Source organism: Arthrobacter sp. OV608 (genome assembly GCA_900110595.1).
In the GTDB taxonomy this organism is placed as follows: Bacteria; Actinomycetota; Actinomycetes; order Actinomycetales; family Micrococcaceae; genus Arthrobacter.
Genome location: FOEZ01000004.1, coordinates 249,763 through 272,242, shown reverse-complemented (window position 1 = coordinate 272,242; position 22,480 = coordinate 249,763). Strand labels below are relative to the sequence as shown.

At 66.6% G+C, this 22,480-nt stretch carries 19 protein-coding genes; 8 read left to right on the top strand and 11 right to left on the bottom strand.

The annotated features are described in order from the left end of the window. Window positions 1–63: 63 nt before the first annotated feature. On the bottom strand, window positions 64–1,824 hold the full coding sequence (locus BMX78_RS07785; protein WP_170850732.1) for a phospho-sugar mutase: 1,761 nt from the start codon (window positions 1,822–1,824) through the stop codon (window positions 64–66). A 155-nt stretch (window positions 1,825–1,979) separates the two neighbouring features. Then, window positions 1,980–2,798, bottom strand: a complete 819-nt coding sequence (locus BMX78_RS07780) for a purine-nucleoside phosphorylase (protein WP_091418368.1) — start codon at window positions 2,796–2,798, stop codon at window positions 1,980–1,982. Between the two features lie 106 nt (window positions 2,799–2,904). On the opposite strand from BMX78_RS07780, the gene BMX78_RS07775 reads away from it, so the two are divergent. From BMX78_RS07775 to BMX78_RS07745, 7 genes are all read left to right on the top strand, one after another. Then, window positions 2,905–4,320 carry an NAD(P)H-quinone dehydrogenase gene (locus tag BMX78_RS07775; RefSeq protein WP_091418528.1) on the top strand — a complete coding sequence of 472 codons (1,416 nt, stop codon included), beginning with the start codon at window positions 2,905–2,907 and terminating at the stop codon, window positions 4,318–4,320. Between the two features lie 51 nt (window positions 4,321–4,371). Next, window positions 4,372–5,130 (top strand): prolipoprotein diacylglyceryl transferase family protein, encoded by a 759-nt coding sequence (locus BMX78_RS07770; protein ID WP_091418367.1) that lies wholly within the window; start codon window positions 4,372–4,374, stop codon window positions 5,128–5,130. Further along, the gene (locus BMX78_RS07765) at window positions 5,127–5,456 is read left to right on the top strand and encodes a hypothetical protein (RefSeq protein WP_091418365.1); all 330 of its coding nucleotides are present in this window, start codon (window positions 5,127–5,129) and stop codon (window positions 5,454–5,456) included. The genes BMX78_RS07770 and BMX78_RS07765 overlap by 4 nt, the downstream gene beginning before the upstream one ends. Window positions 5,457–5,501: 45 nt before the next feature. Then, window positions 5,502–5,864, top strand: coding sequence for a hypothetical protein (locus tag BMX78_RS07760; RefSeq protein ID WP_091418363.1), 363 nt, complete (start codon window positions 5,502–5,504; stop codon window positions 5,862–5,864). Then, window positions 5,861–7,465: a radical SAM protein gene (locus BMX78_RS07755; protein WP_091418362.1), complete on the top strand. Its 1,605-nt coding sequence runs from the start codon at window positions 5,861–5,863 to the stop codon at window positions 7,463–7,465. The genes BMX78_RS07760 and BMX78_RS07755 overlap by 4 nt, the downstream gene beginning before the upstream one ends. A gap of 17 nt (window positions 7,466–7,482) precedes the next feature. Beyond that, window positions 7,483–7,857: a hypothetical protein gene (locus BMX78_RS07750; protein ID WP_286138845.1), complete on the top strand. Its 375-nt coding sequence runs from the start codon at window positions 7,483–7,485 to the stop codon at window positions 7,855–7,857. 157 nt (window positions 7,858–8,014) lie between these two features. Next, window positions 8,015–8,194 carry a PspC domain-containing protein gene (locus BMX78_RS07745; RefSeq protein WP_091418359.1) on the top strand — a complete coding sequence of 60 codons (180 nt, stop codon included), beginning with the start codon at window positions 8,015–8,017 and terminating at the stop codon, window positions 8,192–8,194. A gap of 51 nt (window positions 8,195–8,245) precedes the next feature. Here BMX78_RS07745 and BMX78_RS07740 read toward each other — a convergent pair whose 3' ends face one another. The 3 genes from BMX78_RS07740 to BMX78_RS07730 are packed head-to-tail and all read right to left on the bottom strand — an operon-like array spanning window position 8,246 to window position 13,483. Next, window positions 8,246–9,802: an FAD-dependent oxidoreductase gene (locus tag BMX78_RS07740; RefSeq protein ID WP_091418357.1), complete on the bottom strand. Its 1,557-nt coding sequence runs from the start codon at window positions 9,800–9,802 to the stop codon at window positions 8,246–8,248. Continuing rightward, complete coding sequence (locus tag BMX78_RS07735) at window positions 9,799–12,012, bottom strand: molybdopterin oxidoreductase family protein (protein ID WP_091418356.1); 2,214 nt, start codon at window positions 12,010–12,012, stop codon at window positions 9,799–9,801. Before BMX78_RS07735 ends, BMX78_RS07740 begins: the two co-directional genes overlap by 4 nt. A 1-nt stretch (window position 12,013) precedes the next feature. Next, window positions 12,014–13,483, bottom strand: a complete 1,470-nt coding sequence (locus BMX78_RS07730; protein WP_091418354.1) for an MFS transporter — start codon at window positions 13,481–13,483, stop codon at window positions 12,014–12,016. Between the two features lie 277 nt (window positions 13,484–13,760). Here BMX78_RS07730 and BMX78_RS07725 point away from each other — a divergent pair, with 277 nt between their 5' ends. Next, on the top strand, window positions 13,761–15,170 hold the full coding sequence (locus BMX78_RS07725; protein WP_091418352.1) for an MFS transporter: 1,410 nt from the start codon (window positions 13,761–13,763) through the stop codon (window positions 15,168–15,170). 139 nt (window positions 15,171–15,309) lie between these two features. Here the strand turns inward: BMX78_RS07725 and BMX78_RS07720 are convergent, their stop codons facing one another. The 6 genes from BMX78_RS07720 to BMX78_RS07695 all read right to left on the bottom strand — a co-directional run bounded on the left by BMX78_RS07720 (window position 15,310) and on the right by BMX78_RS07695 (window position 22,428). Next, the gene (locus BMX78_RS07720; RefSeq protein ID WP_091418351.1) at window positions 15,310–16,041 is read right to left on the bottom strand and encodes a glutamine amidotransferase; all 732 of its coding nucleotides are present in this window, start codon (window positions 16,039–16,041) and stop codon (window positions 15,310–15,312) included. Between the two features lie 99 nt (window positions 16,042–16,140). Continuing rightward, on the bottom strand, window positions 16,141–16,581 hold the full coding sequence (locus tag BMX78_RS07715) for a YybH family protein (protein WP_091418349.1): 441 nt from the start codon (window positions 16,579–16,581) through the stop codon (window positions 16,141–16,143). Window positions 16,582–16,596: 15 nt separating this feature from the next. After that, window positions 16,597–18,408, bottom strand: a complete 1,812-nt coding sequence (locus BMX78_RS07710) for an acetyl/propionyl/methylcrotonyl-CoA carboxylase subunit alpha (protein WP_091418348.1) — start codon at window positions 18,406–18,408, stop codon at window positions 16,597–16,599. 129 nt (window positions 18,409–18,537) lie between these two features. Next, window positions 18,538–19,182, bottom strand: coding sequence for a Maf family protein (locus BMX78_RS07705; protein WP_091418346.1), 645 nt, complete (start codon window positions 19,180–19,182; stop codon window positions 18,538–18,540). A gap of 9 nt (window positions 19,183–19,191) precedes the next feature. Further along, entirely contained in the window at window positions 19,192–21,714 is a 2,523-nt protein-coding gene (locus tag BMX78_RS07700) for an MMPL family transporter (RefSeq protein ID WP_091418345.1), read from the bottom strand. Between the two features lie 18 nt (window positions 21,715–21,732). Continuing rightward, window positions 21,733–22,428, bottom strand: coding sequence for a TetR/AcrR family transcriptional regulator (locus tag BMX78_RS07695; RefSeq protein WP_091418343.1), 696 nt, complete (start codon window positions 22,426–22,428; stop codon window positions 21,733–21,735). Window positions 22,429–22,480 lie beyond the last annotated feature (52 nt).

The window sequence follows — 22,480 nt, the reverse complement described above, 5'->3', positions numbered from 1 at the left end:
GGAAGTTACATTCAGGAAAAAGGGCGCCCGGCAGGGCGCCCTTTTCGCGGTTCGGGGATCCTGCTACAGGCCCAGCGCCTCGCTGACGTCCCGGAGTACTTCATCCAGTTTGGCGCGGACGGCCTGCCGGGCCTCCGGCAGTTCCGCCGCGGACCCAACGTAGTGGATCACCTCGAGGTAGCACTTGAGCTTGGGCTCGGTGCCGCTGGGCCTGATGATCACGCGGGTGAGGTCTCGGGTGAGGTAGAGGAGGCCGTCCGTGGGCGGAAGCTGCCCGCTGCCTTCGGCCAGGTCCGTGAAGACCTCGACGGCGGATGACCCGAACGATTCCGGCGGGCTCACCCGGAGCCGGTTCATCATCGCGTCCAGCAGGCCCAGGTCGGCCACCCTGATGCTGAGCTGGTCGCTGGCGTGCAGGCCGTGCTGCAGGTACAGCTCATCCAGGGTGTCAAAGACGGTCTTCCCGTCAGCCTTCGCGGCGGCGGCAAGTTCGGCGATCAGCACTGCTGCCGAAATCCCGTCCTTATCCTTCACCAGGTCCGGGGCAACGCAGTAGCCCAGCGCCTCCTCGTAGCCGTACAGGAGGCCCGGCACCCGGGAAATCCATTTGAACCCGGTCAGCGTTTCCTCATGCGCGTAACTGGCTGCGGCCGCGATCCGGGCCAGCAGCCGCGAGGATACGATGGAGTTCGCGAACACGCCCTCGCTGCCGGCGGCACTTCCGCTGCCTGCACTTTCGCCGGCCGCGGCCAGCCGCGCTGCCACATGCGCGCCCAGCAGCGCGCCCACTTCGTCCCCGCGGAGCATGCGCCAGGCGCCGGTGTCCGGGTCCTTGGCGGCAACTGCTGCCCGGTCGGCGTCGGGATCATTGGCGATAACAATGTCCGCGTCCAGCCGCCCGGCCGTCTCCAGGGCCAGGTCCAGCGCCCCTGGCTCCTCCGGGTTCGGGAAACTGACGGTGGGAAAGTCCGGGTCCGGCTGGGCCTGTTCGGCCACCAGCGTGACATCGCTGAAACCGGCGGCGTTCAGCACGGCCAGCGCAGTCTCGCCGCCGACGCCATGCATCGGAGTGAGGACGATGCGCAGGTCCCGGGCCGGGAAATATTCGGGCAGGGCCAGCGCGGCCGCCGCCTGCTGGTAACCGGCGGCCACGGACCCGTCCAGGACTGTCCAGCCCTCGGGGGCAAGGGCAATCGTGTCGAGCGGGCCAACGGCGTTGATCCTCGCCGCGATTTCGGCATCATAAGGTGCCACGATCTGGGCCCCGTTGCCGCTGTCCGCCACGGCGTGGCGGCCCAGATAGACCTTGTAGCCGTTGTCCTGCGGAGGGTTGTGGCTTGCCGTGACCATCACGCCGCCGTCGCATTCCAGCGCCCGGACGGCGTATGCCAGCAGGGGAGTGGGCAGCGCCGCCGGCATCAGGAACGTCTCGATGCCGGCAGCCGTAAAGACCGCCGCGGTTTCCGCCGCAAAGATGTCCGAGTTGTACCGGGCGTCATAGCCGACGACGGCGCGCGGCCGGGTCCACGGGGATGCCTCGCCTGTCGCGCGGACCAGGAAGTCCGCCAGTCCGGCAGCAGCGCGCCTCACCACCACGCGGTTCATCCGGTTCGGCCCGGGCCCCAGGGCCGCGCGGAGTCCCGCCGTGCCGAACTGCAGCGTTCCACGGAAGCTGTCCTCGAGTTCCTGGCGGGCTGCCGGGGAACCGTCTTCCACCAGCCGGACCAGCTCAAGCAGGGATGCCGACGTTTCCGGATCCGGGTCTTGGGCAGCCCATTTACGGGCCTCGGTGAGCAGGCGATAATCGGCATCGGAAGACGTCATGGGCACAAACCTATCGTCATTGCTCCCCTACTTCCCGCAACGCGGGGTCAGATGCGGCCCAAAGAACGCGACGGATGGGGCCTGAAGTGTCCCCACCCGCACCCTGGCCTCGCAAGCTCGGTCAGGGAACCCGGCGGGCGTGGCCCCACGCTGCTTTAGAGTTTGGCGATGATTTCGGCGAGCAGTTTGGAGATCCGAGGTCCCGCTGCCTGCCCTGACTCAATGACTTCCTGGTGGCTGAGGGGCTGCGGGCTGATGCCTGCGGCAAGGTTGGTGACCAGCGAAATGCCAAACACCTCCATGCCTGCGTGCCGCCCCGCAATGGCCTCAAGGGCAGTGGACATTCCCACCAGGTCGGCGCCGATGCGTTTGGCGTACTGCACCTCGGCCGGTGTTTCGTAGTGCGGGCCGGGGAACTGGGCGTAGACGCCTTCATCCAGGGTTGCGTCCACGTCGCGGGCGATTTTGCGGATCCGGGCAGAGTAGAGATCTGTCAGGTCGACGAATGTGGCGCCCTCCAGCGGCGAGGCCGCGGTGAGGTTTATGTGATCGCTGATCAGCACCGGAGTGCCCGGCGCCCAATTTTCGTTCAGGCCGCCGCAGCCGTTGGTAAGGACCAGTGTGTTGCAGCCGGCGGCCGCCGCGGCCCGGATTCCGTGGACTACGGCGCGTACGCCCTTGCCTTCGTAATAGTGGGTGCGGGCGCCCAGCACCAGGGCCCGTTTGCCCTCTTTGGTCAGCACAGAGCGGATGGTGCCCACATGCCCTTCCACTGCCGGAGCGTGGAAACCGGGGACTTCCTCGGCGGACAGGGTAGCCGTGGTCTCGCCGATGAGGCTGGCGGCGTCTGCCCAGCCGGAGCCGAGCACCAGGGCCACGTCGTGGCGGTCCACGCCGGTTTCCTCGGCAATGTAGTCGGCGGCGGCGCGGGCGGCAGCGAAGGGATCCGTGTTCAGGAAGTCTGTTGTACTCACTGGTACAAGTTATCCTGCCGCTCCTGCAGGGCCCAGCCTTTGGCGGTTTTCCCCAGAGAACGGTTTCTTTGGCGGTCCGGCCGGGGATGCAGGAGAATGATTGTTTGTGACTACGCATCCTGATTTCAGTTCACCCCGGATCGCAATCCTGGGAGGTGGTCCGGGCGGATACGAGGCCGCCATGGTGGCCGCCTCGCTTGGAGCGCAGGTCACCATCATCGAGCGTGCCGGGCTCGGCGGATCCGCCGTGCTGACCGACGTCGTCCCGTCCAAGACCCTGATCGCCACCGCGGACCTGATGACCCGCGTCGCCGAGGCGGGGGAGCTGGGAGTGAAGTTCGACGTCGACGGCGGCGACTTTGTGCCGGTGATGCGCGCGGACCTCAAGCACATCAACGACCGCCTCCTGAACCTCGCGCGCAGCCAGTCCAAGGACATCTCCGACGGTTTGGCGCAGCAGGGCGTGCGCATCCTGGCCGGATCCGGGCGGCTCCTGGATGACCACACCATCGAGGTCCTCACGGCGGAGGGCACCGAGACCGTGGAGGCGGACACCATCCTGCTGGCGCTCGGCGCCCATCCCCGTGAGCTGCCCACGGCCCGCCCTGACGGTGAGCGGATCCTGAACTGGACCCAGATCTACAACCTGGACGAACTTCCCGAAGACCTGATCGTGGTGGGCTCCGGTGTGACCGGGGCCGAGTTCGCGTCCGCCTACAACGGCCTCGGCTCGAAGGTCACCTTGATCTCCAGCCGTGACCGGGTGCTGCCGGGTTCTGACGTTGACGCGGCCGTGGTTCTCGAGGAAGTGTTTGAACGCCGCGGCGTGCGGGTCCTGTCGCGGTCCCGCGCGGAGCAGGTGGAGCGCACGGACGACGGCGTGGTGGTCACCTTGAGCGACGGGTCCAAAGTGACCGGCAGCCACTGCCTGCTCTGCCTGGGCTCCATCCCGAACACCGCCGGCATCGGGCTGGAAGAAGCGGGCGTTGCGGTCAGCGAAAGTGGCCACATCAAAGTGGACGGCGTCTCCCGCACCACCGCCCCCAATATTTACGCCGCCGGTGACTGCACCGGAGTCCTGCCGCTGGCCTCCGTCGCGGCGATGCAGGGCCGGATTGCCGTTGCCCACTTCATGGGTGACGCCGTTACCCCGCTCAAGCTGCACCAGGTGGCATCCAACATTTTCACCTCACCCGAAATTGCCAATGTGGGCGTGTCCGAGGCCGATATCGACTCCGGCAAGTACCAGGGCGACGTGGTGAAGCTCTCGCTCCGCAGCAATGCACGGGCCAAGATGCGCAACACCAAGGACGGTTTTGTAAAGATTTTCGCCCGGAAGGGCTCGGGAACGGTCATCGGCGGCGTGGTGGTGGGTCCCAACGCCTCCGAGCTGATCTTCCCCATCTCCATCGCCGTCAAGCAGAAGCTGCATGTGGACGACGTCGCCAGCACCTTCACCGTGTACCCGTCACTCACGGGCTCGATCTCGGAGGCTGCGCGCCGGCTGCACGTGCACATGTAGCCCCGGAGTGCCGGCGGGGAGGGCTTGCGGGGGCACTGCTACACTCTGCTCATGATCGGGCTTCCCTTCGCGGGAGACGGGTTGGTGCACGCCAGCCTGTTAGGGCTGGGAATCCTCGCAGCCTTGCTGTTCTACGCGTATGAGAAGCGCCGGCGCGGCCTGTCCGACCCACGGTTGTGGCCCATTGCCGGTTTTGCTCTCGCCTTCGGGGCCATCGGCTCACGGCTCCTCACCTGGGATGTTTCGCGCCAGGTCTCCTTGGCGGACTGGTGGGGCAACGGCGACCGCAGCATCCTCGCGGGCCTTGTGGGCGCGTGGCTCGGCGTGCATTTGGGTAAACGGCTGACAGGTTACCGTGAATCCACGGGGGACTTACTTGCGCCCGCGGTCGCCTTGGCGCTGGCCATCGGACGCGTGGGCTGCCTCCTCACGGAACTGCCCGGCACCCCCACCGGGGGAGGATGGGGTATATCGCTCACGCCCGGGCAGGCGGCAGTGCTGGGTGGACCCGCAGGGGTGGGACTCCACCCGTCCTTTGCTTATGAAATCGTGTTCCATGTGGCCGCATTGGCGCTCATGTGGCGTTATCGGGACCGCCTGCCTCGTCCTGGCGACCTCTTCATCTGCTACGTGACTTCCTACGCGTTGTTCCGCTTCGGCGTCGAATTCGTCCGCGGCAACGAGGTGCTCTGGCTCGGGATGAGCCGTCCCCAGTGGTTCCTCCTGGCGGTTCTGCCGCTGCTGTTCCGGCGGATGCTGCGGGTCTTCGGGGAACCACTCCGCCCGGAGTTGAAAGGAACGGCGGCGTGAGCAAGGACAAGTCGCCTCAAGAAGACGAGGAACTTCCTGAACCAGCGCTCGGCCCCATGGGCTTCGGAATCCTGTTGGGGACTGCTGCCCTTTATGCGGTCTATGTCGGGGTACCGATTGCTTTCGGTGGACCCGCTTCCATGCGTTTCCTCACGGGGCTCTCCGCCTTCATTCCCATCGCCGTCTACCTGGCGGTAGCCGTTGTTCTGGCGGTCCGGCCACGCACGTCACGGTGGGGTGCGGGCTTGCTGATTGGCCTGGGAATCTTCACCCTCCTCGGCGGCGGGATCTGCGTTGGAACACTCGCCGCGCAGACGAGAGCTTGAGATGAATCCTTCACCACTCCGCCCAAAATTGGAGGAAAGAGCAGCATGAGCGAGGACAACCCTGAAGAAGCCTGGAGCCCGCTGCCACCGCCCCATGACGAGGAGCCATCCCCTAAGCCAAAACGTGGCTCCATGGTGCTCGGAATCCTGCTCGGAGCTACTGCCCTTTATGCCCTCTATTTCGGGACGACAGCTGGTATTGCTCCGGATGAAGGCTACAAGACCGACCTCGCCGGGCCGGCAGCGTTAATTCCCATCGGCGCTTATCTTGCGGTCGCCGGTGCCCTGGCCATTTGGCCGCGCACCTCCCGCTGGGGTGCGGGGCTGTTGTTTGGCTTGGGGATCTTCATCCTGCTCGGCGGCGGGATCTGCGTCATGGCCCTCTCCCAGATGAGTAGCCGGATATGAATCCGTCTCCATTTACTTCCCGGCAGGCGCTGCCCGGCCCTGGCCAGCCGCTTCGCGGGGACCGCATCCACCGGTACGTCACAGCCTTCTGTCCCCACTGCCACGAGACAAACCCCCCGCTCGCGCAGGTCCGGCGCCTCTCCGGGGCGCTGCTGATCCGGGATGACCGGGTGTGGCTCGAACGCGGCTGCCCGGACCATGGCCTCGTCAGCACCTTGTACGACGAATCCCCGGAAATTCTGCGATACCTGGAGAAGTGGCAGGCGCCCACCAAACAGCACATCCCGGACCAGGCCGATAATTACCGCCAGGTACCGGAGGCCTACGCCTACGGGCTGCCCGCCATGCAGACCCAGCACACCTGCATCCTCCTGCAGGACATCATCGAGCACTGCAACCTGCGCTGCCCCACCTGCTTCACCGCCTCCGGCCCCCAACTGCAGGGAGTGGCGCCGCTCGGCGAGGTGCTCACGAATATCGACACCCGGCTTGCCCGCGAAAACGGGCGGCTGGACGTGCTGATGCTCTCCGGCGGCGAGCCCACGCTTTACCCTCATCTGGCCGAACTTCTCGATGAGCTCGTCGCCCGGCCGATCGTCCGGATCATGGTGAACAGCAACGGCATGCTCGTAGCCACCGACGACGAACTCCTCGCACTGCTGGCCAGGCACCGGGACCGGGTGGAGGTGTACCTCCAATACGACGGCCCGTCCAAAGCAGCCTCCATCCACCACCGCGGGGGAGACCTGACCCGCTTCAAGGACATGGCCATCGCGCGACTGTCAGAGGCAGGTATTTTCACCACCCTGACGATGACGGCGGCACTTGGCATCAACGACGGCGAGGTCGGCGCCGTCGTGATGAGGGCATTGGAAACCCCGTTCGTGGGTGGCGTTGCGCTTCAGCCAGTGTTCGGTTCAGGGCGCGGCCACGGCATCGATCCCACAGACAGGCTCACCCACACGGGTGTGCTGGAACGGCTCGCGGAGCAAACCGGAGGGGTGGTCTCATGGCACGACCTGACAGCACTGCCGTGTTCACATCCGCATTGCGCGTCCGTGGGCTACATGCTGAAGGACGATGCAGGAGTCTGGCGTTCGCTGACAGCCCTCATCGGGCACGACCAGCTGCTCGCCTGGCTGGAACTCAACCCGGACAGCATCGCCAACCGCATCGCCGACAGCGCGATCCCGCTGGAGTTGCGCAACCTCATGAAGTCCTCCCTGCTGGACCTGCTAAGCGAGCAGTCCTCGCTGTCCCACCCGCGGACAATGGATCTTTGGAAAAACATCTGCACCCAGTGCGACCTCGGAATCGGCACCCTCACCACACTGGCCGCCGGCAAACTTCCAGGCCAGCAACAACGGCTTCGCCGGCTCCTCGCCCAACGAATCACCCGCATCATGGTCAAGCCCTTCATGGACATCTCCACCATGATCGAAGAACGGCTCACCCAATGCTGCGTCCACGTGGGCACAAAGAGCGACGCCGGTGATCACCAGTGCGCTCCGTTCTGTGCTGTCCAGGCATGGCCGTCCCTGGCAAGGCAACGAATCAGCACAGCCACGGGCCGGGAGCTCCTCCCAGTCCGGCAGGTTTGATTAAGCGACAGGGAGGAATGATGAGTTCTGCTTCGGATGCGCGACGCATCGCAGCCGGATCGCTGCCGTCGGAATTCGTGCTTCGCACGCATGCCGGAAACCAGTCCGGTGGCGCGTCCGGTCCAGAGGGCCAGGCAAAAGCACCGTTCGATCCTTTGCGTCTGTGCATCTTTGCCACTATTGCCTTATTGGGTTGGGTGGCAGGTCCGCTGGCGTTGAGCGTGTTTGCAGCCGTCGGAGTCATTGGCTACTGGAAGGCCCGACGGCAAGGACTGAGGAAATCGAAGTGCTTCCTACGTGACACGAGGCTCGTGCTTGCTTATCTGGGAATCCTGCTCGCGCTTGGACTCTATGGAATATACGGGCTGGCAAAAGGACTCTTCAGTTTTTGAGACTGCGGTTGTTCATTGACGTTCGGTGGCCAGGTGTCCCCGCACGCCGAAGCCTTCCGGCGTGCAGACGCCGCGAGGGAGGACGCGGCAGGAATTCTGGACCCTCCCGCTACCATCTGGATAGACTCCTCGAAGGAACTGGGAGGACGGACATGTCATGGCACTTGTTCGACCGCGCCGCGGCAAACTCATCGGCGGCGTCTGCGCTGCCCTGGCGGCCCGGTTCGGGCTTCCGAAGGTCCTGGTCCGGCTGGGCTTCGTCGTTTTCGGATTGGTGGGGATCGGCGAGCTGGTCTACATCGCTCTCTGGATCCTGATCCCCAAGGCACCGGTGTAAACAGCCCAGGTTTCGACGGGCTCAACGACCGGGTGCTTGAGCCCCGGGAGGTCAGGGGACGGCTGGGGAGAAATGTTTTTCGATGAGCCCCTTGATGTCCTCGTGGCAGCCGCCGCAGCCGGTACCCGCCCGGGTGGCTTTGGAAACCTCGGCCACGGTGGAGCAGCCTTCTTCCACGGCCCCCTGGATGGTTGCCCCGCTGACGCCTGCGCAGCGGCATACGGTCCCCTGCGGATCGGCCGCCGCACCGGGCAGCTGGTCCGGCCCGTCAAGGCGCAGCAGCAGCGACCTGTCCGCGGGCAGCTCGGCGCCTCGCTCGAAAAGCCCCACCAGTTCGGCCGCCGTGCGCGGCATGCCCACGGCCACCAGCCCCTCCAGGACGCCGCCCCGGGTGGTCATTTTGACGTAGCGGCCATGCTCCGGGTCCGCCCACTGCGCAATCTGCAGCCGGGCGCGGCCGTTGCCGGCGCCGGCCGTGAGGACCTCCTCGTCCCACGGCTCAGCGGCGTTGTCCCCGGCCACAGCCATGTTCATGCCCCGGGCCTTGAGGACAACAACGCCTGCCTGCTCGGCCGGCAGCTCCGGAAGCAGCCCGGCTTCTTCCGAAGCCCCTGACGCCAGCAGGGTCAGGTATTCGGCCAGCCATTCGGCCTGCCGCCAGCCCGGCCCCACCAGGCCGGACGGGCCCTTGGCATTCCGGCAGCGGGCGCAGTCCGGTTCAGGGCAACGCACCTCCGCGCAGTCGCCGATGGCAAAGATGTGCGGTTCGTGGTGCGCCCGCAGCCGGTGGTCCACCAGGATCCCGCTGGCGGTGGAAAGCCCGCAGCCCTCGGCCAGTTCGGTGCGGGGGCGGACACCGCACGAAATGACCAGGAGGTCGCCGTCGATCGCCGACCCGTCGTCGAGCAGCAATGCCGAGAACCCGCCGTCGGCCGCGTTGTGCTCCACGCCGGTGGAGCGCGCGTTGCCGGCCATCCGGACTCCGCAGCGGCGCAGGCTCGCGGCAAGGACGGCGCCGCCGCCGCGGTCGATGTTGCGTCCCAGCGGGTGCGGTCCGTTGTGGACCACCGTGACCGTGGCGCCTTCTTCAGCCGCTGCCAGCGCCGTCTCCAGGCCCAGGACGCCGCCGCCGAGGACCACCACGCGCTTACCGCCGTCCACCGCCTGCCGCAGCACTTCAGCGTCGCGCAGGTCGCGAAGGGCTGTCACGCCGGCCGGCAGGACCGGCGAGGTGGGATCCGGGTTGATGCCGGTCAGGTTGGGGATCACCGGGCGGGATCCGGTGGCGAATACCAGCCGGTCGTAGTGCGCCACGGAGCCGTCGGTCAGCAGGACCTGCTGCCTTGCGCGGTCCACGCGGCGGACGCGGATGCCCAGCCGGACATCCACGCCGTCGGCGGCCAGGGCATCGGCGTCGGAAAGCGCCAAGGCTTCAGCAGTGGTCCGGCCCACGCCCAGATCGGCCACCAGCACGCGGTTGTAGGCTGCTTCAGCTTCCGCGCCCACCACCGTGAGATGCACATGGCCGTCCCGAACGGCGGGCAGGAGCTCATCAACCAGCCGGGCGGCCACCGGGCCGAATCCCACAATGACAATCTGCTCGCTCATGAGGCCTCCGTCGTTTGCAGCAAGTTGGTTGACAGGGGGGTGGCGGCAGGCCGCACCCACACCTTGTTGAACTTGAACTCGGGCATTCCGGACGTAGGGTCCGTGGCCGCTTCCGTGAGGCGGTTGGCGCTCTCTAGTTCAGGAAAATGGAAGGGCAGGAACACTGTGTCCATGCGGATCGCCGTGCTCAGCTCGGCCCGGCACAGCACCTCGCCGCGCTCATTCGCCACAGAGACGAGTGCACCTTCGTTAATGCCCATCGATGCCGCGGCGGCCGGGTGGACCTGCAGCTTCGCCTCCGGCCGGGTTTCCAGCAGCTCGGCCACCCGGCGGGTCTGGGCGCCGGACTGGTAATGCTCCAGGAGGCGGCCGGTGATGAGGGTCATGGTCGTGGCGGCCGGGTCAGGATTTGCGGCGGGCGTCCGACGGCGGCGGGGCGCCACCGGGACCATTACGGCTTTGCCGTCGGCGTGCGCGAAGGTGTCCCGGAACAGGCGCGGGGTTCCGGCGCTGCCTTTCGGGTACGGCCAGTAGGCGGCCTCGCCGCGGTCCAGCATGGCGTAGTCGATGCCGGAGTAGTCGGCCAGCCCGCCGGCGGAGGCCAGCCGGAGTTCCTCGAAGACCGTTTCCGGGTCCTCGCTGTAGGTGGACGGCGCATCAAGGGCCTCGGCCAGCCGTGCCATGATCCACAGTTCACTGCGGGCGCCAGCGGGCGGCGTGAGGGCCCGGCGGCGGCGCAGGACCCGGCCTTCAAGGTTGGTCAGTGTGCCCTCTTCCTCGGCCCACTGAAGCACGGGAAGAATGAGGTCTGCCTCGGCCGCGGTTTCGGACATAAAGAAGTCGCAGACCACCAGGAAATCCAGGCTGCGCAGTCCTTGAATCACCGCGTTGGCGTCGGGGGAGGCCACGGCAATGTTGGAGGCGTGGACGAAAAGGCAACGGACGCCGTCGGGCTGGCCCAACGACTTGAGAAGCTGGACGGCCGGCAGCCCCGGCCCGGGGATCAGCTGTTCCGGGACACCCCACACCTTGGCCACGTGCTCACGGGCGGCGGGATCGGTGATTTTGCGGTAGCCCGGGAGCTGGTCGGCCTTCTGGCCGTGCTCGCGGCCGCCCTGGCCGTTGCCCTGGCCGGTGAGGGTGCCGTAGCCGCTCCGGGCCGAACCCGGCAGGCCCAGCAGGAGGCTGAGGTTGATGGCAGCGGTGGCGGTATCGGTGCCGTCCACGTGCTGCTCCACGCCGCGGCCGGTGAGGACGTAGCTGCCGCCCGCACGTGCGCCGGAAGCGAGACGGCGGGCGGTTTCGCGGATGAGCTCGGCAGGCACTCCTGTGATGGACTGGACACGTTCGGGCCAGAAGGAGTTCACGCTGCGGACCACGGCGCTGTAGCCCGATGTGCGTTCCTCGATGTACGCGGCGTCTACCAGGTCCTCATGGATGACCACGTGCGAAATTCCCAGGAGCAGGGCGAGATCGGTGCCCGGCAGGGGCTGGAGGTGCAGGCCGCCGCCGTCGGCCGTAAAAGCCGCCGTGGCGGAACGGCGCGGATCCACCACAATCAGCCCGCCGGCGTCGCGCGTGCCTTTCAGGTGCTGGACGAAGGGAGGCATGGTTTCGGCAACATTGGAGCCCAGCATCAGGATGGTGCTGGCGGTGTCCAAGGCTTCGAGCGGGAACGGCAGGCCGCGGTCCACCCCGAAGGCGCGCATTCCGGCCGCCGCGGCGGAGGACATGCAGAAGCGTCCGTTGTAGTCGATGCGGGAGGTTCCCAGGGCGAGCCGGGCAAACTTGCCCAGCATGTAGGCCTTTTCGTTGGTGAGGCCGCCGCCGCCGAAAACGCCGACCGCGTCGCGTCCGTAGCGGGCCTGCGCGTCTTTCACTGCGCCGGCCGCGAGGTCCAGGGCCTGGTCCCAGCCGATGGGGCGGTGGACGCCGTCGGGGCCCTTCAGCAGGGGCTCGGTGATCCGGCCCGGGTGGTTCAACAGGGTGGCCGAAGTCCAGCCCTTGCGGCACAGGCCGCCGCGGTTGGTGGGGAAGTCGCGTCCGCTGACCTCAAGGGGTGCCTTGAGGGAAGGCCGTTCCCCGGCGGCCGGTGCGGACACGGGGACTGACCCCGGCTGGACGGCCGGGGTCAGTTCCGCTGGAGACGTGAGCGTCATGGCGCACTGCAAAGCGCAGTAAGGGCAGTGCGTGTCGGCGCTTTTGGTCATGTTAGACGTGTCCCATCGCATTTCGGTTGGCGTTGCGGATGTAGCAGAACCAGCAGACGGCCAGCATCAGGACGTACGCTCCGACGAAGCCGTAGAAGGCCGGGGTGTAGGAGCCGCTGGCGGTGTTGGAGGCGTTCAGTACCTGCGGGATCACGAACCCGCCGTAGGCGCCGATGGCGGAGATCAGGCCGAGGGCTGAGGACGCCAGGCGCTGGGTGGCCACCGAGCTTGCACCCTTGCGGGCGGCACGGCTGGAGGTGGCGAAGATGACCGGGATCATCCGGTAGGTGGCGCCGTTTCCGAAGCCGCTCGCGGTGAAGAGCATCAGAAAGAGGACCAGGAACAGCCAGAAGTTCTTCAGCGGCAGGGTCCAGATCATGGTGAGGGTGATGACTGCCATGGAGGCGAACGCGGTCACGGTCATCCGGGCGCCGCCCATACGGTCCGCCATCCGTCCGCCGTACGGCCGGGCCAGCGAGCCCACCAGCGGTCCGAGGAAGGCCAGCGACAATGCCACGGTGCCCACTCCGATGGAGGAGAAAGCGGGGAAGTAGTCCTTGATCAGCTTCGGGAACACACCGGCGAAGCCGATGAACGAACCGAAAGTGCCGATATACAGCAGCGCCATGATCCACAGGTGCGGTTCCTTCAGCGCTGCCACGGAGCCGGCGATGTCGCCCTTGGCGCTGGTGAGGTTGTCCATGTACTTGAAGGCGCCAAAGGCTGCCACCAGGATCAGCGGCACCCACATCCAGCCGGCCAGCGGCAGGTTGACAGTGCCGGCGGCGAGCAGGGTGATGGCAATGGGCACGGCGAGCTGAGCGACCGCGGCTCCCATGTTTCCGCCGGCGGCGTTCAGGCCCAGGGCCCAGCCCTTTTCACGGGCGGGGTAGAAGAAGGTGATGTTGGCCATGGAGCTGGCGAAGTTGCCGCCACCAAAACCGGCCAGGGCTGCCACCAGGAGCATCACGCCGAACGGCGTTTCCGGGTTGGAAACACACAGTGCCAGGCCCGTAGTGGGGATCAGGAGCAGGAGCGCGGACACGATGGTCCAGTTCCGGCCGCCGAAGCGGGGAACCATAAAGGTGTAGGGGATGCGCAGCGTGGCACCCACCAGGCTGGGCATGGAGATCAGCCAGAAGATTTCCGAGGTGGAGAGCGTAAAGCCTGCGGCGGGCAGCTGGACCACCACGATGGACCAGAGCTGCCACACAACGAAACCGAGGAATTCGGCGAAGATTGACCAATTGAGGTTGCGGCGGGCGATGATGCGGCCGCCGGATTCCCACTGTTCCTTATTCTCTGCATCCCAGTTGGCGATCCAGCGGCCGGGGCGGAAATCAAGGGCGGGGGCAACGGTAGTGCGGGTAGAGCCGGGCTGTGCGCTGGCGGATGCGTCTTTCGACCTTGCGGTCTCGTCAAGATCAAGGGAATTGCCGGGGCCGGCATCAGCGGTGCGGTCAACAGTCACGGGGTACCTCCTTCGGGGGGATGTTGTTCCTCCAAGGTAGGTAAGGCGCGTTTCACAGACCGACGCCGTGTGTTAACGGGCTGTGACATTTGCCTATCGGAGCCTTTGGGGGACCGTTAGGCTTGGTGGAGCGCGCAAAAATGAGACACACAGCACAGGTCCGAATAGTGGACCTTTCGTCCATTGACTGGACGACCGGAACTAATATTGAACTCTAACTATTTCGAGCCGGAGGCAATGCCAGCGTCCGGCCGGTTCAAGCGAAAGCGTTTACCCTATGTCATCCACCGATACGTCCACGGTGCCCGGTTCGCAGCCGGTGAACTCACGCGGCCGAGTCATCGTTGCCAGCCTGATCGGCACCACGGTCGAGTTTTACGACTTTTACGTCTACGCCACGGCTGCGGTACTGGTGTTCCCGCAGCTGTTCTTCCCCAGCCAGAATGAAACAACCCAGCTGCTGAGCTCCTTCGCAGTCTTCGGTGTGGCCTTCGTGGCCCGCCCGCTGGGATCCATCATCTTCGGCCACTTCGGCGACAAGTTCGGCCGCAAGGGCACCCTGGTGGCCTCGCTGCTGACCATGGGCATCGCCACCTTCCTGATCGGCTGCCTGCCCACGGCGCTGGTGCCCGGCTGGGAATTCCTGGCTCCGGCCCTGCTCGTGGTGATGCGCTTCGCCCAGGGCCTCGCCCTCGGTGGCGAATGGAGCGGCGCCGCGCTGCTGGCCACCGAAAACGCACCGGCCAACAAGCGCGCAATCTACGGCACCTTCCCGCAACTGGGCGCACCCATCGGCTTCATCATCGCCAACGTCATCTTCCTGGTCTTCAACTACGCCCTGAGCCCGGCTGACTTCCAGGCCTGGGGCTGGCGTGTGCCGTTCCTGCTCAGCGCAGTCATGGTGATCATCGGCCTCTACGTCCGCCTCAAGCTGATCGAGACCCCTGCCTTCACCAAGGTCCTCGAGTCCAACGAGGTGGCCAAGCTGCCCCTGGGCCGGGTGTTCAAGACCAGCTGGCGCCAGCTGATCCTGGGCACGTTCATCATGCTGGCCACGTACGTGCTCTTCTACCTGATGACCACGTTCACCCTGACGTTCGGCACCCGTCCCTCAAGCCTCGAGGCCGCCAGGGCCGCGGCGGAAAAGGCCGGCAAGCCGATGTCCGACGCGGCAGCAGCTGCGTTCGTCCCCGGCCTGGGCTACACCCGCAACGACTTCCTCTGGATGCTGATTGCCGGCGTCGTCTTCTTCGGCATCTTCACACTGGTGTCCGGACCACTGGCCGAGAAGTACGGCCGCCGCAAGATGCTCATCGCCGTCACCGCCGGCATCTTCGTTTTCGGCCTGCTGTTCGTCCCGCTGTTCAGCGGCGGGTTCATCGGCACCATGGCCCTGCTCATCATCGGCTTCTCCCTCATGGGCCTTACCTTCGGTCCGATGGGCGCCCTGCTGCCTGAGCTGTTCCCCACGAACGTCCGCTACACCGGCTCTGCCGTGAGCTACAACTTCTCCAGCATCCTCGGTGCCGCGGTGGCGCCGTTCATTGCCGTGGCGCTGTGGGAACTCGCAGACGGCAGCCCGGTGCTGGTGGGTGTGTACCTGACCGCCATGGCGGTGCTGACACTTATCGCGCTGTTCGTCAGCAAGGAAACCCGCGACCTGGACTACGAGAACAACGTGGCCTAAGTCCGCTGGCTGTTCCTTCCAGCCCGGTTGGCAGCAGAGGTGCCCGGCACAAATCCCGTAACTGCGGGGATTGTGCCGGGCACTTTTCTGCCTCTGCGGGAGTAACCGGGCGGGAACGCACGACGGCGGGCTGCCGCGGCTAGCGTGCGTAGCGGGCCACGAAGTTCTTGAGGATGTTCATGGGCTCCGTGACCGTGAACCGCCGTGCGCTTGCCATCAGGTCTTCGGCGGATTCCGGCGGGAAGTAGCCCGCGTGCCGGTAGATGTCGATGCGGGTGCAAAGGCCGTCGGCATCGAGCTCGGGGTGGAACTGGGTGGCGTACAGGTTCTGCCGGAAGCGGAACATCTGCACGGGGCAGGCCGCCGATCTCGCCAGGAGCACGGCGTGCCGGGGCAGGACGGTGCAGGCTTCCTTGTGGCCGGTGAAGGCGGTGAACCGGCGCGGCATGCCGCTGAGCACGGGGTCCTCCAGTCCGGCGTCCGTGAGTTCGATCTCCGCCGCGCCGAGCGGCTCGCCGTAGGTCCTGTCGATCACCGCCCCCTGGTGCGTACCCAGCGTCCCCACCCCGTAGCAGGCTCCCAGGAACGGGAAGTCCTCCGCAACCAGCTCGTCCAGGAGCCCGGCCAGTTCGTGTTCCACCCGCTGCTGTGTGGGCGTCTTGTGCTCGGGCGGGTCGCTGGAAGTGAACGGGCTGCCGCCCACGATCACCCCCGAATAGGCGGACAGGTCCAGCTCGGGCAGGGGAGCAGCTTCCAGCCTGATGCGCCGCAGCTCCGAGGGTTCCAGGCCGCCGTACCGCAGATAGGCGGCATACTCGTCCTCGGCGGCGGCGTCCTCGGCGCGTGATGCCAGGAGCAGGAAAGGCAACATGTGCTAAGTGTGCCTTCTTCGCTCCGGCCTGTCAGCCTCCTGGCCCAGCCGAGGAGACCAGACTCCCGGCACAACCTCACGGCCCGGTGCTGCGGCCTGTCAGCTGGCGGCGGGCTGGCTCAGCGACCGGCGGGACTGGGGACGGGCAGCGGGGTCGGCGTGCCGGTGCACCAGTTTCCAGTACCCTTCCTCGCGCCGGAAGACGCTGGTGACCCGGAGCGCGAATTCCTCGGCGACGGCGGCACCGTCCAGGCGGGCGCGGAAATGTTCCGTTTCCACCAGGAAGGCGGTGTCACGGGCGGTGTAGGAAGTGACAGTGTCAAACCCGAGCATCTCGCCGTCGTGGAACTGCCGTGCGGCCTGATCCAGCCGGGCTTCCACCTGCGCCCACCCGCGGGCGATGCCGCCGAACGGGTTGGCGAGGGTCACGTCGTCGAGCCGCGAATACAGCTCCTTGACGGGCTCCGGGTTGCCCTGGGTGATTTCCGGGACGGCGAGGTGGTAGCGGTCCACTTCTTCTTCAAAACTTGGTGCGAGCACGAGGGGCCTCCGGCGCTAGTCTTCGATGGTGGCGATGACGGCGCCTGCTGACACCGTTTCGCCGGCGGCTGCGGTGAGCCCGGTGACGGTTCCGGAGCGGTGCGCGGTCAGCGGCTGTTCCATCTTCATTGCTTCCAGGACTACCACCAGGTCACCCTCGGCCACTACGTCACCGTTGGCAACGGCCACCTTGACGATGGTGCCCTGCATGGGTGAGGTCAGGGCGTTGCCCGTGGCCGCAGCGGTGCCGCCTGCACGCAAGCGCTTCTTCGACTTGCCTGGCTTGGCAGTGGCGCCTGCGGTGCCGGCAGTCACGGAACCGAGCGAGGCCGGGAGGACCACCTCGAGCCGCTTGCCGCCCACCTCAACCACCACGCGCTGCCGGTCTTCGGCCGGGGTTTCGGTGCTGCCGCCATCGGGGGTCCAAGCGGGCAGGTTGTTGACGAACTCGGTCTCAATCCAGCGGGTGTGGACCCGGAACGGGCCCTCGGCCGGTGCGAAGGCGGGGTCGGAAACCACTGCGAGGTCGAACGGGATCACCGTGGGAATGCCTTCGACCACCATTTCCTCCAGGGCGCGGCGGGCGCGCTGCAGCGCCTGCGGGCGGCTGGCGCCTGTGACGATGAGCTTGGAGAGCATGGAATCGAAGTTGCCGCTGATCACATCGCCCTGCTCCACACCGGAGTCGATCCGCACGCCGGGGCCGGTGGGGTTTTTCAGGACCCGGAGGGTGCCGGGGGCGGGCAGGAAGTTCCGGCCCGGGTCTTCGCCGGTGATCCGGAATTCGAAAGAGTGCCCGCGTACTTCCGGGTCGTCGTAGCCGAGCTCCTCGCCGCGGGCCAGCCGGAACTGTTCGCGCACCAGGTCGATGCCGGTGACTTCCTCGGAAACGCAGTGCTCCACCTGCAGGCGGGTATTGACCTCAAGGAAGGAGATGGTGCCGTCCTGCCCCACGAGGAATTCGCAGGTGCCGGCGCCAAGGTAGCCGGCCTCTTTCAGGATGGCCTTGGAGGATTCGTAGAGGCGGCGGTTCTGGTCTTCGGTGAGGAAGGGGGCGGGGGCTTCTTCCACCAGTTTCTGGTTGCGGCGCTGCAGGGAGCAGTCGCGGGTGGAGACCACCACCACGTTCCCGTACGCGTCCGCCAGGCACTGGGTCTCCACGTGGCGGGGCGCGTCCAGGAACCGTTCGATGAAGCATTCACCGCGGCCGAAGGCGGCGGTGGCTTCACGGACGGCGGATTCGTACAGTTCGGGAATCTCGTCCCGGGTGCGCGCCACCTTGATGCCGCGGCCGCCCCCACCGAAAGCGGCCTTGATGGCTACGGGCAGCCCGTGCCGGTCCACGAAGTCAAGGATTTCCTCGGCTGATTCCACAGGATCGGCGGTGCCGGGAACGAGGGGCGCGCCGACTTTTTCTGCGATGTGCCGGGCCTGGACCTTGTCGCCAAGGGCCGAGATGGCTTCGGGCGAGGGGCCGATCCAGGTGATGCCGGCTTCAATCACGCGGGCAGCGAACTGGGCGTTCTCCGCCAGGAAGCCGTAGCCGGGGTGGATTGCGTCGGCTCCGGACTGGCGGGCGGCGTCGATGATCTTGTCCATTACCAGGTAGGACTCCGCGGCGGTGTTCCCGCCCAGCGCGTAGGCCTCGTCAGCAAGGCGGACATGCAGGGCATCCCGGTCCGCGTCGGCATAGACAGCAACCGAGGCGATGCCTTCATCACGGGCGGCGCGGATGATGCGCACTGCGATTTCGCCGCGGTTCGCGATCAGCACCTTTGTGAGGGTCGACTGCGTGGGATGTGCGGACTGCTCCAAATTTGCTGACAAGGCGTCTCCTTCTTTCCTTCAGGGAGCCTAGCGCGGTTTTGAGGGTTCCGCCGATATTACTTGCGGATTCCGCGTGTAAAGCGCCAAGCCTTTGTAGGGAAGCTACAAGAGTCGCCGAAATCGCTTCCTTTAGGACTCCGGCCAGAGTTCCGTGATCCGGACCTGCGCACTGGCCAGCAGGGCGCGGAGCGTGGAGACGGAAAGTCCGACGACGGTGTGCGGATCGCCGTCGACCTTCCGGATGAAGGCCCCACCCAGGCCGTCGATGGTGAAGGAGCCCGCGCAGTGCAGCGGCTCGCCCGTGGCGATGTACGCGTCGATCTCCACCGCGTCCATCTCCAGGAAGGAAACCTCCGCCGAGGCCACTGTCCCCAAGGTGGCACCGGTGCCCGGCGCGCCATCATCGTCCGGCTCGGTATCGCGGCAGTCCACCAGCCAGTGCCCGGTGTGCAGCACACCGGTGTTGCCGCTCATCCGGAGCATGCGTTCCCGCGCGACGGCGGCGGTGTACGGCTTGCCGTGCGCCTCGCCGTCGAACTCAAAGACGGAGTCGCAGCCAAGCACCAGCGCCCCGTCCGCCTCGGGAAGGGCTGCGACGGCCTCGGCCTTGGCACGCGCCAGCAGCAGGGCCGTGTCATGCGGATCGGTGACGCCGTACCGGGCCTGGACGGCGTCCTCGTCAACGTCCGATACCAGCACTGTATGCCGGATGCCGGCCTCGGTGAGGAGCTTGGTGCGGGCGGGGGACTGGGAGGCAAGAATCAGGCGGACCACGGATCCAGCCTAGTGGACCAGTTCTTCGGACGCCTTGGTGGCGGCGGGCCGGCTCAGCTGGGCGCCTTCCACATCCACGTCCGGGAGGATCCGGTCCAGCCAGCGCGGCAGCCACCAGGACTTCTCGCCCAGCAGGTACATCACGGCAGGGACGATGGTCATGCGGACCACGAACGCATCAAGCAGCACACCGAACGCCATCGCGAAGCCCAGCGGCCGCACCATGGTGAGGTGGCTGAAGATGAAGCCGGCGAAGACGCTGACCATAATGATCGCCGCGGCTGTCACCACGGCGGCCGCGTGGCGGAAGCCCACCCGGACCGCCTGCTTCGCAGTGGAGCCGTGCATGTAGGCCTCGCGCATTCCGGAGGCGATGAACACCTGGTAGTCCATGGCCAGGCCGAACAGCACACCGATGAGGATGATCGGCAGGAAGCTCAGGACCGCGCCGGGGTTGGCGACGTCGAACACGCTCCCCAGCCAGCCCCACTGGTACACAGCCACCACGGCGCCGAACGCCGCCGCGAGGGAGAGCAGGAAGCCGCCCGTGGCGAGGAGCGGCACCACGATGGAGCGGAAGACCAGCAGCAGCAGCACCAGGGAAAGGCCGACGACGATGGCCAGGTAGGGCGGCAGGGCGGCGCCGAGCTTCGTGGAGACGTCCACGTTGCCGGCGGTCTGGCCGGTGAGGCCCATGGCCACCCCGTATTCGGACTGGATGTCCTCGTTCAAGCCGCGGAGTTCGGCCACCACCTGGACGGTGCTGGCGCTGGCCGGGCCTTCCTTGGGGATGACCTGGAAGACGGCGGTGCGCCGGTCCTCGCTGAGGGCGACGGGCACGGCAGCCACCACGTTGTCCACGGCCCGGAGCTTGTCCGCGACGTCATACTGCAGGGCCTGCGCCTGAGCTTCGTCCAGGTTTGCCGGGAACTCGCCCACGGCAACAATCGGACCGGTGACGCCTTCACCGAAGCTCCGGGCGGTCAGGTCGTACGCCTGGTAGGCCTCTGACTCCACCGGTTCGGATCCGCCGTCGGGAAGTGCCAGCTGCAGTTGGGTGGCAGGGAGCGCGAGCGTGCCCAGCAGGAGCACACCGGCCAGGAGTGCCAGCACCGGGTGGCGGGTGACCAGGCCGCCCCAGCCGTGCGTGCTGCGCTCGCGGTCCTGGGCTTCATCGGCTGCTTCATGGCCGGGTTCGGCGTTGTGTGCCGCGGCTTTGGCCCAGGCACGCTTCGAGATAATGCGGCGGCCGATCAGCGACAGCATGGCCGGGGTCAGGGTGATGGCCACCAGTACGGCTACTGCCACGGTCCCGGCCGCAGCCAGGCCCATTACGGCGAGGAAGGGCAGGCCCGGCACCACCAGGGCGGCCAGGGCGATGATAACGGTGAGGCCGGCGAAAACCACGGCGTTGCCGGAGGTGCCGGTGGCACGGGCCACTGATTCCTCCTGGGCCATTCCGGCCAGGAGCTGCGTGCGGTGCCGGTTGACGATGAACAGGGAGTAGTCGATCCCGACGGCGAGGCCCAGCATCAGGGCCAGCATGGGGGAGATGGAGCTCATGTCGAACAGGCCGGAGAGCGCGAAGGTGATGCCGACGCCGATGCCGACACCCATGATGGCCATCAGCAGCGGCAGCCCGGCGGCAATCAGCGTGCCCAGCATGATGATCAGGACCAGGGCAGCAACCGCGATGCCGATGATCTCGGCGGCGCCGAAGAGTTCGGAGATGTCCTCGGTGATCTCCTTGCTGGCATAGGCGGTGACTCCGGCAGCGGATGTTTCATGGGCGATGTCCTGGACCTGCTGGCGGACCTCCGGGCTCAGGCCGTTGATGGAGGTGTTGAACTGCACCTGTGCCACGGCGGCACGTCCGTCTTCGGAGACAAAGCGGATGGCCGACGATGCTTCTGCCTGGCGCTTGCCCGCCTCCAGCTTGGCCTTGCCGGCTTCGAGTTCCCGGGCACCGGCGTCGAGCTTTGCCTGCCCCTCTGCCAGGGCCGCCTTCTGCTGGCCAAGCTGCGCCTCAATGAGGGCCGCGGGTGCGCCGGCTGCTGCCAGCTGCTGCTCGGCTGCCGCCAGCTGGGCTTTGCCGGCATCCAGCTGCGCGCGGGAGGCGTCCAGTTGTGCCTGGCCGGCGGCGAGCTGCTGCCCGCCGTCGGCGATGGCCTGGCCGGCCTGGTCCACCTGCGCCTGCGTGGCGAAAGGATCCACGGTGCCGCGGACGTTTGGCACGGACTCAAGCTTCTTCAGCGCGTCGGTCACCGCGGCCCGGCTCTCGGCGGTAAAACCGCCGTCGGGAGCTTCGAAAACGATGGTGGCCGTGCCTCCGGAAGCGGCCGGAAGCTCTTGCTTCAGCTTGTCCGCGATCCGTTGCGTTTCGGTGCCGGGGATCTGGAAATTGTTGGACAGAGTGCCATGGAAGGCGGCAGCCGACCCGCCAACAGCAACCAGAACGGCCAGCCACAGTGAGATGACCAGCCAGCGCCGGCGGTAGGAGAACTTGCCCAGGCGGTAAAGGAACAGTGCCATAACAGGAAGCCGATCTGATCAGGAAGAAACGGATGCGGAAGAGGTGGAACGGGATGCAGGACTGGTGCCTGCGGTGAAACCGGACCCCAGCAGCGCCATGGAGTCAATGAGCAGCTGCCGGAGCTCTGCCAGGGAAGCGGGGGATAGGTCCGCGCCGCGGCGCGTAAACCAGACCTCCAGGGCGGCCTTGCCGCAGGAGATCACTGCACCGGCCAGCGCACGGACATAGAGTTCGTCAACGCCTTCTGCCGCCCCCGTCACCCGTTCGCGGGCAACGGCGATGATTTGTTCGGTGCAGTGCTCCCAGGCCTGAAGCTCCGAGTGCGACATCAGCGTGCTTTGCTGCGTGAGCGTAAACAGTTCCGCCAGCGGCGCCACGGTCATGGGGTCGGCCAGTGCCATCAGTGCCGCTTGTGCCGACTGCAGGATCGGTTCGTCAGCCGGCCGCAGCCGGAACTGCTGGATGGCATTGTCCAGGAACCCGTGGGTGACGGCCGCGAGGGCGGCGTCGGTGCTGCTGAAGTAGTTGAAGAAGGTGCGCCGTGAAATGCCGGCGGTGTCCGCAATGTCCTCCACCGTGAAGCTTCCCGGGCCGTGGCTGCGCAGCAGTGACAAAGCAGCGTCCGTGATGGCCTGGCGGGTGGCGGCCTTGTTCAGCTCGCGCCGTGACGGGGTGGCTGCTGCCGCTGGGATGCTGCCTGTGCTGGTTGTCATGCTGATTACACTACGTGCAACTTTGCACGCTGAGCAAGTTTTTCCGCTCCGG